Genomic DNA, 13,692 nt, shown 5'->3' on the forward strand with positions numbered 1-13,692 from the left:
ACCGGGGTTTTTCATTTTGTAAGTTCAGGCATATCGCTGGGGTGAAACCGACACGGTTTGGCGTGGCGTTGAGCAGGAACGACTACCATGGGGTGGAAGGCTGTCAGTCTGTTATTAGCCACAAAGCCGCAAAAGCGGTCACCCGGGAGGGTGTCGGGAGGGCTATCGAGATATTGGCATGCAAATCCCAGAGAGCCTGTGACTCTCCAGGATTTGCACATTTGATCCGCTAGATGCAGCTATAGCTTGCTACAGACTTCACCTCGCCAGTGCCGTCATAGGTGGCTTTCTGTGGATAGACGCAAAGCGGCAACGAGACGCTGAGGTCACTGGATGTCAGCTCAATTTGCTGCGGTGCTCGTCCGTTCTCGACCCAATCTTGCAATGCCGTGAACAGCTCGTCTCGGCCAGTGGGCCTCGCGCTTGCCGTCGGCGTGCAGTCAGCCAGCGCACAGCAGATTTCCTGGCTCAGCCAGTCCCAGAACCAAAGCGCGCAGTATCCCGTGGAAATCGCCGCGATCGAAGGCCTCAATGAAGACGGCATCACGGTACGGCGCAACGAGTTCCAGGCGCTCGGCATCTCCATGGCCGACGGGCTGCGGCTGGTACGTGAAGGCACGTTCAACCTCGCATCGATCCAAGTCGGCCTCGTTGCCGGCGACGATCCGTTCCTCGAAGGTATCGATCTGATCGGCGTATCGACCGACATGGAAAGCCTTTCCGGCGTTGTCGAGTCCTATCGCGACGCCTTCAACGCTCGGCTAGAGGAGCGCTTCGGAGTGAAGGCCATGGCCGTCTGGCCGTTCGGCGCACAGATATTCTTCTGTAACGAGCCCGTCGAGATGCTGGCGGACCTGCGGGGCCTCAAGGTCCGCTCGTTCACCGCCTCCATGTCCACACTGCTAGAGCGCCTCGGCGCGACGCCCGTCACGCTAGCCTTCCCCGAGGTCTATCCCGCCCTGCAGCGCGGCGTCGCCTCGTGCGGCATCACCTCGGCGACCTCAGCCAATACCGGTAAATGGCCCGAAGTCACCACCCACGTTCTGCCGCTTTCGGTGTCGGGCTCGATTCAGGCGCATGTGGTGAACCGCGAATGGTTCAATGGCCTGCCCGAGGAAAGCCAGGCCAAGCTGACCGAGGCCTTCGCCACCATGGAAGACGAGCTCTGGGCGCTCGCCAACGAGACCAACGATCTCGCGCTGGCTTGCACCACAGGCGGGGAATGCGACAGCGATATTTACCAAGCCTTCGATCTCGACCTGGTTGAGGTCAGCCCCGAGGACATGGACCAACTCCGAGACATCTCGTCAGAGGTCATCGTGGGTGAGTGGATCGAACGTTGCGAGCGCAACTACCCCGGTTGTGGTACCGCCTGGTACGAGACCGTCGGCGCAGCCCGCGGCTTCACCGCGCCCTGATCCACAGGCTTCGAGCCCTCGACGCCGGGGCGATGATGTCCCGGCGCTATGGACCAAACTGGACATGATTATGAAACTGGTCGCGCTCCTCTTCTGGCTGCTCCGGCGCATTTCGACTGGCCTGGCCCTCGCCGCAGGTTTCTCGGTCTTGGTGCTGGCCTTCCTCATCGCTATCGACGTCCTGGCTCGCCGGTTCGCCGGGTTCTCACTGCAGGGGACAGACGAGATCGGCGGCTACGTGCTCGCAGCGGTGGCGTCGCTCGGCTTTTCCTACGTGATGTTCGAACGCGGCTTCACCCGGATCGACCTTCTGGTCAGGCGCCTGCCGCCTCCCGCCGCGGCATTGGTCAATGTATTGGCCTATGTATCGCTGGCCGTGGTCGCCGTGTTCTTCGCCCACCGCGCCCTGATTGCCTACGCCGACTCGCTTCATTTCAACGCCTATGCCAACACCCCGCTGCAGACGCCCATGTGGATACCACAGGGCTTTTGGGCGCTAGGCATGACCTTCTTTGCCTTCTGCAGCGTGCTCTACGCCTTCCGTGCGCTCGTCCTGATGTTCACGGATCTCGAGGCGCTTGATGCCGATTATGGCGTCGTGCAGATCGCCGATGAAGTCGCCGAGATCGCCGGCGTGTCGATCAATGCCAGCACGGGTCTTTACGGAGATGCAAACAAATGAGCGTTGGACTCGAAGTCATAGTCATCGGCTTCGGCCTCATGCTGGGCCTTCTGGCCATTGGCCTGCACATCGGCACCGCGCTCTTTGCCACCGCCGCGCTCGGCGGGTTCTGGTTCTACGGTGATCTCATGTTCCGGCCCTTCGGAACGCTGATGTGGAGCACGCTCAACAATTTTCTGCTGGTCTCGATCCCGCTTTACGTGCTGATGGGGGAAATCCTCGTGCGCGGCGGCATCACTGCGCGCATGTATGCTGCCATCGATGATTGGCTCCGCCCCCTACCGGGGGGGTTTCTGGCCGGCGTGGTGCCGGGGGTGCTGCTGGCGCTGCTGTTCATGGGCCTTGTGATAATCGCCAGCGTGCTCGACCCCTCGGTATCCGAGAAATCGGCGCCTGACGAAATGTCGGCACGCCTGCGCCGGCTGCGCGACCTGCTACCCCCGCTTGTCGTGTTCGCCGGGGTGATGGGCAGCATCTATACCGGCTGGGCCACCCCTACCGAAGCGGCCGGGCTCGGCGTCGTTGCCGCCACCATCCTTGTCGCCTCTTACCGCCAGCTCACCGTCCGGCTTCTAATCGACAGCCTGCTCTCGACTGTCAAGGTCACCGCGATGACCCTGCTCATCCTGATCGCGGCGTTCTACCTCAACTTCATCGTCGGCGTTCTCGGCATTCCTGAGCAGGTCACCACCGCCATGAGCCAAATCACCGTGCCGGGCTGGCAGATGGTGATTATACTAGTCCTGCTCTATGTCGCGCTCGGATGTTTCATGGACTCGCTGGCCATGATGATCGCCACCACGCCCATCATCCTCCCGGTGGTCGTCGCGATCGGTTACGATCCGCTGTGGTTCGGCATCTTCCTCGTCATCATGTGCGAGATCGCGCTCATCACCCCGCCCGTCGGCATGAATCTCTTTGTCGTACAGGCCGTGCGCGGCCGCGGCTCAGTGACCGACGTCATCAAGGGCGTCCTGCCCTTCATCGCCTGCTTTATCGTCCTCGTCGCTCTGATGACGGCATTTCCGGATATTGTGACATGGCTTCCCACGACACTGCTGTGACCCCGACCACCTGCATACGAAACGCCGCCTGGATAATCGCCTGGAGCGAGAGCGCCGGCGCGCACGTCTATCTCCGCAATGGCGATGTGGCCTGGCGCGGCGACCGGTTCGTGCAGGTGGGCGGCCGGTTCGATGGACCGGTCGACACCGAGTTCGATGGGCGGAGCCGGTTGGTCATGCCCGGGCTTATCGATATTCACTGCCATCCAACCCAGACCCCGATCTATCGCGGGTTTGTAGAGGAATACGGAAGCCCGCGGCTCTTCTTCAACGGGCGTCAGGACTTCCGGCAGAGCTTCGTGCAGGACGACACCGCTCTGCGCGCCTCAGCCCGCTACGCGCTCGCTGAGATGGCGGCCGCCGGCATCACCACCATCGTCGACCTCTCCCACGCTTACCCGAGTTGGCTCGAGGTACTCGAGGAGAGTGGACTGCGGGTTTGCGTCGCGCCCATGTTCCGTTCGGCCCGCTGGTGGGCTTCAACAGGCCAAGAAACGCTCTATGAATGGACCGACGATCTGGGCGCCGCGGCCTTTGCCGAGGCGAGCGAGGTTATGGATGCGGCCGAAGCCCACTCAAGCGGGCTCTTTTCCGCCATGGTGGCGCCGGCCCAGATCGATACCTGCACTACCGATCTCCTCAAACAGGCGATCGCGCTAGCCGAAGAGACCGGCCGGCCGCTCTTCACTCACGGGGCGCAGAGCTATCCCGAATTCAACCAAATGGCCCGGCTGCACGACATGACGCCCATCGCTTACATGGACGAGATAGGATTCCTGGGGGAGCGAACTGTAATCGGGCACGCCGTGTTCACCGACGAGCACCCCTGGTTGCTTTGGCCCGCGCGGGACGATCTGCGGTTGCTCTCCGAAAGCGGGACGACCATTGCGCATTGCCCGACGGTCTTCGTGCGAGACGGGACGCTGCTTCACCATATTGGGGCCTATATAGACGCGGGCGTGAACGTCGCGATCGGCACGGATACCCACCCCCAGAACATGCTTGAAGAGATCCGCGCAGCCGAATTGCTGGGGCGCGCGGCGGCCGGGGCGCGCCACACCTCCAACACGGCCCGACTCTTTCATGCCGCCACCATCGGGGCCGCCAAGGTACTCGGGCGCGACGATCTGGGCCGGCTAGCGCCGGGTGCCAAGGCAGATCTCGTGACCTTTAACCTCGACCACCCGCAAATGCACCCGCTGCGGGATCCGCTGCGCACCATCGTCCACCAAGCGGCGGAGCGGGCAATTGATGCTGTTTATGTCGATGGCAGGGCAGTCGTTCAGTCGGGCCGACCAACGCGCATCGACTGGCAAAGAGCCGCCGAGGATTTGTCATGTGAACAGGCCCGGATCGGTGGGCTGGCAGACGACATCGACGCTTTGGTTCCTCTCGCGCTGGCAATGGGGGCGTGAGCCAGTGGACCGCAAGCTCATGGGGGTGCTGACTCCGTCCTCCAACACCATTCTCGAGCCAGCAACGGCCGCACTGGTCGCTGACTTACCCGGCGTATCGGCGCATTTCTCGCGCTTTTCTGTGACCCGCATCGCTCTAGGGCCCGATGCCGACGGGCAGTTCGAACATGCCCCGATGCTGGCCGCCTCGCGGCTGCTCGCCGACGCCCGGGTCGGCGTCATCGCGTGGAGTGGCACCTCGGCAGCCTGGCTCGGCATCGATTGGGACGAGGGACTCTGCGCGGCGATCACCGCCCAGACCGGCACTCCCGCCTGCACCTCGGTCGGCGCGATCCGGGCGTTGCTCGAGATCGGCGGGGCCAGGCGGATCGGACTCGTGTCCCCGTATACCGAAACCGTGCAGCGAAAGATCGTCGCCAATTATGCGGCCTCTGGCATCTCCGTCGTTGCGGAAACCCATACTGGACTTTCCGAGAACTTCGCCTTCTCTGACGTCACAGAGGACGTCGTCCGCGCCATGTGCCGGCAGGTCGCCGCCGCACGCCCCGACGCCATCGTGATAATGTGCACCAACATGGTCGGCTGGCGCCTGATGGCCGAACTCGAGGCGGAACTGGGAATGCCCATCCTCGATTCCACCGCCGCCGTGGTTTGGCGGGCACTGGCATTACTAGAGATCGATCAGAGGGCGATCGCCCGGCGCGGATGGATGTTCCGTCAGCGGATCGGCGAAGAGTAGCCGCCCTCACTCCCGTCGCGAAAACGCTTCAATCCAGATCGAGGTCCGCGAGCTTGCTCAAGCTGCTCGGGCTGAGCGCCAGCGGCGCAGCCCTAGGTGCCTGCAACTCGGCGAGCAGCATCCGGCAATCGCGCTCGCGTAAGTCTGCGCACCCCGCTTCTTGACGGCGCAACGGTATTCCACGCTTCGCAGCGCTCTCTGAAGATGCCGGACACACTCGCGGTCGACCGTCCGCTGTTCGATACCCTGATCATTGCCCCCAAAGGACAGGCATACTGGTCACTACCCACGTCCGACGTCATTAACCCGCTGCTGCCTTGTCGCCTTCCTCAACAATTGAAGTCGGCATCCTGGCCGCTTCGAACGGGCTGCGCCCGGCAAAGGGCGGGCCATTGGCGTTGGTGAAGTGCGTTTTAGTGGCGACATCACACCCTCATCCAAGCTGGTTAGGTATGAAGTTAGCATCAGGCGAGCTCGGCGTGGTGCACTGACACTTGGGTAGGCCGATGGACAGGTGTTGGTGGTCGGGAAGGCGATCTACTCAGCCAAAGACCTCAGGGTCGGGATGGTCAAGCCGGAGGTTTAAGATGTCTGCTTTCGGTTCAGCAAAGATGCCTCCCGAAGGGCCGAAATGGGGTCGACTGCGGACCATCAGTTTCAGCGATAAGCGAACCAGCAGGACTATGAGCCTAGCCAGGGAGCTGCCACCTAAGAACAGGCAGGCGAGCTTGCAAAGCCACAGACGTTCAGCCCCAAGTCGAGACGCGGTCGCCTTGGTTCACCAGAGGCGAACTGCCCGAACGCTCGTGAAGTCTAGGGCTGAAGGTCGGTCACTGCGCGATTGGTGCCGTCCATGGCCAGTGGAAAGCTGAGGTGATCATGCACGATCTTCCACAATCCTGCTGTTCGCTGCAACACAACGGTTCGTCGGCTCCAGGAATCGACCTCGGTCCCGTCAACCTTCGTTCCCACCATACGAGATAGCCCGAAAACAACCGCCAGGTCGCCATCGATCATGACTTTAGGATGGTGCAATCGAACTGACACGCCGTTGCGCCACGTGTCCAACCAGACCATCAATTCTCCGACGTTGCGAGCTGCTTCGCCTCGATAGACGAGAGGGGGTGGTAGATCGAAAACTACGACGTCCGCTGACATGGCATCTACATTCCCCTGCGCATCGCCTTTCTCCGTGGCTTCTTCCTGCGCTCGGATGGTGGCTAAAATTTCGCTCTCGATCATCACCGTTCCTCAAGGTTGCCTAGAATGACGAACGAGCATCCGTCCAATCGACATCACAGCGGGTCGGTATCTATGAAGTAGCCGGCTAACCCATGACTGCTTTCGGAGACTTGAGAATTTTGAATCATCGACCGAAACGGGGTCGGCAGCGGCCGGACTTCCGCCGTTACAAGGCCGGCGCGATTGGGGCGGCGGTCGGCGCTTCGTTGATATTTGTGGACGGCTCTGCGGCACCGACGTGCCTCATGCGATCACTCGGCCGCCGGGACGCCATCAATGGAAGTTTGCCTACAATCATGAAAGCTTTGATATTCGAGCGTTGTCGATCCGGTCCAGTGCGGCCAGACGTTTCTTGCGGCCTTTGTCGATCAGCGCGAGAGCAGCTAGCCGAAGCCCTGTTCTATTCCTGACAGCAACCTCATCAATCCGTTCGGAAGGATCGAGTTCGAAAAACCGCGGCTTTAGGGCTTCAGCCGAAGAAACAGCCGGCATATCGGACCCGGCCCTGCTATCAAGCAGCACATGCAGGTAGCGCTTTGCCAAATGCGCGAACAAGATTGAGCCCTCCACCGGACTATATCTGAAGACCTGCAAGGCAGCCTGAGCTGCTTCCAAAGCCTGGCCTTTGTTGAACAAGATGTTTGCCGCCACCATGTGGGTCGAAAAGCGCGAGCTGTTGCGCACGACCCTAGGTAAGTCGGGATTAGCCGCAAGACGCCGCTCCACTGTTGCGACGATTGAGCGAGCCATCCTTGTGCTGTCGCTGGACATATTGCCCGGATAGGAACGGTAACCAACGAGATACGAGGGAACTCCGACGATCCGAAATCGCTCGGCGAGTTTCAGCTCGATATCCAGGTCTTCGCAGCCTCCTATTCCAGCATCCGCGTAGGACGGATCAAAGCCACCAACACTGAGAACTACCGAACGGCGTGCCATGAGGCTGCTGCCATTCCCGACGAACTTGCCCACTAGGTGGCGAGCCAGTATTGACCCGCTGCAAACGTCGGGATGAGAGCTGCCAACCACTCTGTCGTCCCAGTCTATCCTGCGGTGCAGCACGTAGCTGGCAGCATAAATCCGGCCGTTCCCATCAGTCATGGCGCGAACCTGTTCAACCAGCTTTGCGGGATGCCATAGGTCATCGGCATCAAGGAAAGCAACAAAAGCTCCCCGGGCGGCAGCAACACCAAGATTGCGGGCCCGGGCAACGCCCCCATTGCTGATCGTGATGATCCGCAGGCGATCGTCCCGGCGGGTGAACTTCTCGGCTATGCTGAGGGTGTCGTCTGTTGAACCGTCGTTTACGACGATAATCTCGAGATGTTTGTAGGTCTGCTGTGCTGCAGAGTGAAGCGTACGCTCGATATACTCAGCCGCGTTAAATGCGGGGACGACAACGGAAACCAGCGGATCTGGCCGGGATGGTGAAAGATCGTCCATGGGCCCCTGTCTCGTCGAAGATCTCACGCGGCTCGGAGGTAAACCCTCGCTAAATCAATTTCCATACAGACGCCTACCGCAGAGCTCATGATAGGTTTTCCCTGGTAAGGATCAATTAACCAAAAGATTGGGGCTATGGGAGTCGGCGAAAAGGGTTCTGCCCTGCACGGCGCGGGCGCTCCAAAACCGCAACAGGCACCCTCGGCACCGTGCCGGTGGGTCGGAGCGTCGGATCCGCGGCACTGTCCGGAAGCCGCCTTTCCACGCGCCAATCGCCTCTCTGCGCGGCAAGCTCGATGAAAGATGACGTCGCAATCTTGCGAGCGCTCTGGCCGTTACTGGCGACTCAACGGTACGCCCTTGCCATTATCATTGGTCTTGGACTGGCGTCATCGCTTCTTGAGGGCGTGGGGATCTATCTATTTCTGCCGATCCTGGAGCTTCTGAGCTCGGAGCAGACATTGCCGGCCGGGTTATCCTTTCTGCACCTCGCCTTGAACCAGATTCCGGCGAATTGGCGAGTTTCGGTACTCGTCCTGCTGGTTGTAATCAGTATTGGCGCCAAAAATGCGCTTTCCTACTGGAACGGGGCCTACATCGCCCGGGTGGATGCCGACAACAGTCACCGCCTGCGCTGTGAGCTGTTCACGGCAATGTTGCTGGCCGCACCGGCCTATCTGGAAACACAGCAGTCCGGACGGCTCGCGAATGCGCTGCTTTCGGAAAGTTGGCGCCTGTCGCGCGCTCTTGGCGCCTTTTACCGGATGATCGTCGACGCCTGTGCAATCCTCATTTTCGTCGCTGTGCTCCTAACCCTGTCATGGCGCACAACGCTCTATGTCGCTCCTTTTATCGGCTTGATCGTGTGTGTGATGCATTTGGTGACCCGCCGCGCCAGGGCGATCGGCGAAGGCGCGGTGGCAACAAACACGGCCTACACCGATCGAGCCTGGGAAACCCTCGGCGGCCTACGAACAATTCAGATCTTTGGTCGTGAAGCATACGAGGACGAGCGTCACGCTGAGACCTCTTCGGGGGTGCGGCACTTCTTTCTCCGCGCGCGGCTGCTTGCCAACGCCGTGCCTTTGCTGTTCGAGACCCTGGTTGCCACCGCGTTCGGGGTCTGGATCGTCGCGCTTTCGTGGCTGGGCACCGGATTTCCCACCATGGCGGTATTCCTGCTGGTGCTTTATCGAATGCAACCGCGGGTTCAGTCCATTGTCGCAGCTCGGGCGGAAATACTCGAATTCGGCAGCGCAGCTCTTGAACTGGACGACGTTAGGAGCGAGTGCTTGGCGTCAAGACTGCCCGAGGGGGCGCATGGATTTAACTCTCTTGAGCATTCCATAGTCTTTCGCGACGTGAGTGCGGGATATGCGGGCAGGAACTCGCCGGCTGTAGCCAACATCGACTTTACTCTTTTGAAGAACACGACAACCGCCCTGGTCGGTCCTTCGGGGTCCGGCAAGAGCACTCTCGTCAACCTCCTCCTGCGAAGTATGCTGCCCGACAAAGGCGATGTTCTGATTGATGGCGTGCCGATGCGCCACATTAGCGCGCGGGATTGGCATGCCCGCATCGCGGCCGTAACGCAGGACATCTTCCTGTTCGAAGGCAGTATTGCCGACAACATCCGCTACGGTAAACTGGATGCGAGCTTGGACGAAATTGTCGAGGCAGCGCGGCTTGCCCATGCCGATGAATTCATTGCCAACCTGCCAAAAGGCTACGACACCGAAATCGGGGAGCGCGGCATGCGCCTTTCTGGCGGGCAACGCCAGCGTATCGCCTTCGCCCGGGCGCTGGTCCGACAGCCCGAGATCCTGGTGATCGACGAGGGGACAAACGCGCTCGACAGCCATTCGGAAAGGCTCATCCAGCATGCTCTCGGCGAGCTGTCGAGGACGACGACGATCGTCGCTGTGGCCCATCGGCTATCCACGGTGCGCAATGCCGATCAGATTCTCCTCATTGACAAGAGCCGCATCGTCGAGCGGGGCACCTACAACGAACTGATTGCCTGCGGCGGCATGTTCACCGAAATGGTGCAGCTGCAGGCCCTCAACCCTGGCGACGGGAGGGTAAGGCTTTGAGCGGCGCCCTGACTTTTGTTATTCCGGCATACAATGCTGCCGGGACCATCAGGGATACACTCAAAAGCCTGGTGAGCCAGGGCCGGACCGACTGGAACGCCTTGGTGGTCGATGATGGCTCCACTGACGCAACATTGGCCATTGTGTCCGAACTTGCGGCTTCGGAACCCAGGATCAAGATCATCCGGAGTCAGCATCTTGGTGTGTGTGGCGCACGCAATGCCGGCCTTTCCGCCACTTGGACCGAATGGGTCTGCTTTCTTGATGCCGATGATCGCGTCCTTCCTCATTACGTCGAACGGATGATGGCCGCAGCCCGGGACGGGGCCGATCTCGTTTATTGCGGCTATGACCGCGTCACTACGGCGGGCGAACTCCTGCTGCGCAACCTCGATGCCTCGTTCGAGAGGCTGGGGTTTGCTTGCGTTGCGCGATACTGCCCGGTTGCTATCCACTGCGTTGCCGCCCGCACCCGAGTGCTTTCCGATCTGGGGGGTTTCGATCCAGCACTCGAAGTCTGCGAGGACTGGGATCTGTGGCAGCGGGCCGCCCGAACTGGAATTCGCATCCGGATGGTCCCGGAGGCCCTGGCGATCTATGTCGCCAGTGACCACTCCCTGTCGTTTGACAATGCGCGCATGCTCCGCGACGGCCTCAAGGTACTTCGGCAGGGCCACGCCGCCGACCCGCGCGTGCGTCGGCCTGCTACAGAGTTCGCCATCGGGCTGGCGCCGGATGGTCTGCCGGCGCAGGCCTTTTACTTCGCATGTTGGTGCGCCGCGGCGGAAGTGGGCGCCGGTAGAGATGGAACAGCTTTGCTGGCGGAAGTGGCTAGCCAATCCGTGGTCAATCCGGGAATCAACGCTTTGGGGGAGACCATCGCCAATGGAATAATCGTGGGGTCACGCCAGCCCTCCGCCATGCTCGCTGCTCATTGGGGAACGATAAAGCCGCAGCTGCTTGCCATGGTAGAGCGGCTGTGGCCAAAGCTGAATTGCGCGGGTTTCGACACGGCAATTCTGTATGCAGTTGAATGCTGCATACTCGGGTTGGGTGGCACCAAAGAGCCGCGACACCTTGACCTGACTTGCCGCCTGGCAATGGATTTGAGCGCGCTCAGAACAATCCAAATTCCAAGCGATAGGGACTTGGTGATCGTCGACCTCATGGCAAACTCGCGCCACGTCGGCACCGTGAAGGTTGGTAGTTTCGGCGGGATCACGGACAAAGTTGTCGCCGAAAGCGCGATTGAAAAGCTTGGCGTTCGGCACTTCATCCGGCACAGCCATGTCTGGGACCAACCGAAATTCTGGCTGGGATTCGCAGGTGGATTGCTACGCGAAGCGGCATCGGCCGGCAGCTATGCTTGGCGCACGCGATCCACACGACACCTCGGATTGCGAGCGAGAGGAGGTGCCGTCCTCAGAAGAGCGGCTTTGGACCTGTACCTGGGCTGCTCACGACCCGTGACACGATCTGTAATTATGAAAGAGGGGGGGAGCGCAAGCGGAATGGCGCTCGCCCCTCCATCAACGACTGCCGGGGCACCTTTGCGCAAGCCGCCAGCTTCTGCAGTTGACGTCTGGGAGGACGTGTTTTCCTCCCCCGATCCATGGCAATACGCTTCCGACTACGAGCAGCAAAAGTATCAGTATTCACTTGATCTGCTGCCCGAAGGAACGATCCACCATGCCCTCGAACTGGCCTGCGCTGAGGGTCACTTCACCGTCCAACTTGCCCCGAGGGTGACATCTCTAATAGCCGCCGACATCTCGCCCACGGCGATCACGAGGGCCAGGCAACGCTGCGAAGGCCTTGAGAATGTCGAGTTCAGAACCCTTGACCTCATCATTGATCCTCTGCCTCATTCCCAGGACGTTATCTTCTGCTCGGAGGTCTTGTACTATCTGGACGGTGTCGCCGAGATCGCTGCAGTAGCGGGCAAGCTTCGCGATGCCTTGGCACTAGGCGGGCAGCTGATAATGGCCAACCACTTCCTGCTCAAAGACGACATGACAGCAACTGGCTTCGATTGGGACCAAAATTTTGGTGCCAAGGTGCTGCACCAGCAATTCTTGGCCACCCCAGGACTGCAACTGGCGCGCTCACTGGTAACCGAACTCTATCGCGTCGATGTTTTCAAGCGCTGCGGGGTCGGCAGTGTTCACCTTGAACCCCAGTTACGTCGAGCGGACCTTGGCTGCACTCTCGAGACGTCACTGAAACGGAACATTGTTTGGGGCGGTGCCATCCTAAGACGGCGTGAAGTTGAGCACCACCGCACCTGGACTCTGCCGATCCTCGCTTACCACCGGATCGCCACGGAAGGACCGGAAGAACTCAGGCAATGGCGGGTGGGACCTGGTGAATTCGAAAAGCAGATGAGGCTCCTGCGCGCGAATGGCTATCATGCGATTTCGTCCGAGCACCTAATTGGCTTGCGCCGCTCAGGCAGGTCGCTCAACGGACGGCCAGTCCTTATTACCTTCGATGACGCCTATCTCGACACAGCCACGACCGCCTGGCCGATCCTGCAAGGCAACGACTTTACTGCCGAGGTCTTCGTGCCCACAGATCTTGTCGGAAAGGAAGCGGCGTGGGATGCCCGCTTCGGCCCTGGCGCCGCGCTGATGGATTGGGGCACCATCACTCGCCTCCACGACGAGGGAATGCGTTTTGGCAGCCATCTCGCGAGCCATACATCAGCCCCCCATCTCTCCAGCAAGAACCTGTTGTACGAGGCGGTCAAATCGCGAGAAGTGCTGATGGATCGCCTGCAGGTCGAGATCAACTCTATCGCCGCGCCCTATGGTGCGATCGACGACCGGTTCATACAAATATGCAAGATGGCAGGGTATCAGCTTGGATATTCCTGCGAGAATACCACTGCCAGAATCTCAAGGCCCAACTTTATTTTACCCCGCATCGAGGTCGATGGATCTTGGGACCTGGAGCAATTTGCTTCGTTTCTATCACTGGACCCCAACAGGTCGGATGCGAGTGCAACGGCACTATGCCTCAGAGCTAAGCGCTGGCCTCGGCTTACTGCAAACCATCAAGCAGGAGTCCGCTCTTGAAGTTGGTGCCTTCAAGCTGGCCGCCGCTCTGGTGCAAACGCATCTCACTTTACCGCGCTCATGGTGACTACCCCCCGTAACTCAGAAAGAGCAGCCAGTCGCCTTCCCGAGCCACACCGGCAGTTGGAGCGCCAAGCATCAGACTGTCGGCTATAGGTACTCGAGTCGCTCAAAGCCGTCATTCTGCAAACGGCCCCAAGTGCACTCGAAACGGGGCTGCCTGACAGACCGTCTAGCTTTTCTCCTCCTTTCGCTTGTTGTCAGCTCTAGCCGCGGACTCTGTGAGAGGTTCGAGCCGCATTAGGGCGGCGAACTCCTCATGCGTGAGAAAACCTAGCGCGACCGCCGTCGCCTCGACTGAGTGTCCGCTCCCCTGGGCCGCCTTCGCAACGGCGACCGCGTTCTCGTAGCCGATACGAGGCACTAAAGCTGTTACAGCAACGAGGCTGTTGCTCAAAAGGCTCGCAATTCGCGTCTCGTCGGCAACGATCCCTGTCACGCATCGCTCTGTCAGCACCG

The 13,692-nt window shown here is 60.4% G+C and carries 10 protein-coding genes and 1 pseudogene; 8 read left to right on the forward strand and 3 right to left on the reverse strand.

The genetic code is table 11. From position 1 onward, the window contains the following. The first annotated feature begins 389 nt into the window (after positions 1–389). The 6 genes from HRU92_RS20280 (at position 390) to HRU92_RS20695 (ending at position 5,820) form a co-directional block, all read left to right on the forward strand. On the forward strand, positions 390–1,418 hold the full coding sequence (locus HRU92_RS20280) for a TRAP transporter substrate-binding protein (RefSeq protein ID WP_173089195.1): 1,029 nt from the start codon (positions 390–392) through the stop codon (positions 1,416–1,418). Between the two features lie 64 nt (positions 1,419–1,482). Next, positions 1,483–2,100 carry a TRAP transporter small permease gene (locus HRU92_RS20285; RefSeq protein WP_173089197.1) on the forward strand — a complete coding sequence of 206 codons (618 nt, stop codon included), beginning with the start codon at positions 1,483–1,485 and terminating at the stop codon, positions 2,098–2,100. Further along, a complete protein-coding gene (locus tag HRU92_RS20290) occupies positions 2,097–3,164 on the forward strand; it encodes a TRAP transporter large permease subunit (RefSeq protein WP_173089199.1) in 1,068 nt (355 codons plus the stop codon). Before HRU92_RS20285 ends, HRU92_RS20290 begins: the two co-directional genes overlap by 4 nt. Further along, the gene (locus tag HRU92_RS20295; protein WP_173089201.1) at positions 3,140–4,579 is read left to right on the forward strand and encodes an amidohydrolase family protein; all 1,440 of its coding nucleotides are present in this window, start codon (positions 3,140–3,142) and stop codon (positions 4,577–4,579) included. Before HRU92_RS20290 ends, HRU92_RS20295 begins: the two co-directional genes overlap by 25 nt. Before the next feature lie 4 nt (positions 4,580–4,583). After that, on the forward strand, positions 4,584–5,318 hold the full coding sequence (locus HRU92_RS20300) for an aspartate/glutamate racemase family protein (protein ID WP_349236884.1): 735 nt from the start codon (positions 4,584–4,586) through the stop codon (positions 5,316–5,318). A 391-nt stretch (positions 5,319–5,709) separates the two neighbouring features. Next, positions 5,710–5,820 (forward strand): hypothetical protein, encoded by a 111-nt coding sequence (locus HRU92_RS20695; protein ID WP_349236885.1) that lies wholly within the window; start codon positions 5,710–5,712, stop codon positions 5,818–5,820. Between the two features lie 311 nt (positions 5,821–6,131). Here HRU92_RS20695 and HRU92_RS20310 read toward each other — a convergent pair whose 3' ends face one another. Further along, positions 6,132–6,560 carry a nuclear transport factor 2 family protein gene (locus HRU92_RS20310; RefSeq protein WP_173089203.1) on the reverse strand — a complete coding sequence of 143 codons (429 nt, stop codon included), beginning with the start codon at positions 6,558–6,560 and terminating at the stop codon, positions 6,132–6,134. 294 nt (positions 6,561–6,854) lie between these two features. After that, positions 6,855–8,003 (reverse strand): glycosyltransferase family A protein, encoded by a 1,149-nt coding sequence (locus HRU92_RS20315; RefSeq protein WP_127753254.1) that lies wholly within the window; start codon positions 8,001–8,003, stop codon positions 6,855–6,857. Between the two features lie 296 nt (positions 8,004–8,299). Here HRU92_RS20315 and HRU92_RS20320 point away from each other — a divergent pair, with 296 nt between their 5' ends. After that, positions 8,300–10,096 (forward strand): ABC transporter ATP-binding protein, encoded by a 1,797-nt coding sequence (locus HRU92_RS20320; protein WP_173089205.1) that lies wholly within the window; start codon positions 8,300–8,302, stop codon positions 10,094–10,096. Beyond that, complete coding sequence (locus tag HRU92_RS20325; RefSeq protein ID WP_173089207.1) at positions 10,093–13,173, forward strand: glycosyltransferase; 3,081 nt, start codon at positions 10,093–10,095, stop codon at positions 13,171–13,173. Before HRU92_RS20320 ends, HRU92_RS20325 begins: the two co-directional genes overlap by 4 nt. Positions 13,174–13,405: 232 nt before the next feature. On the opposite strand, the pseudogene HRU92_RS20330 reads toward HRU92_RS20325, so the two are convergent. Continuing rightward, positions 13,406–13,692, reverse strand: a pseudogene (locus HRU92_RS20330) (hypothetical protein); the annotation flags it as partial.

Source organism: Devosia sp. 1635 (assembly GCF_013185955.1).
Taxonomy (GTDB): Bacteria; Pseudomonadota; Alphaproteobacteria; order Rhizobiales; family Devosiaceae; genus Devosia.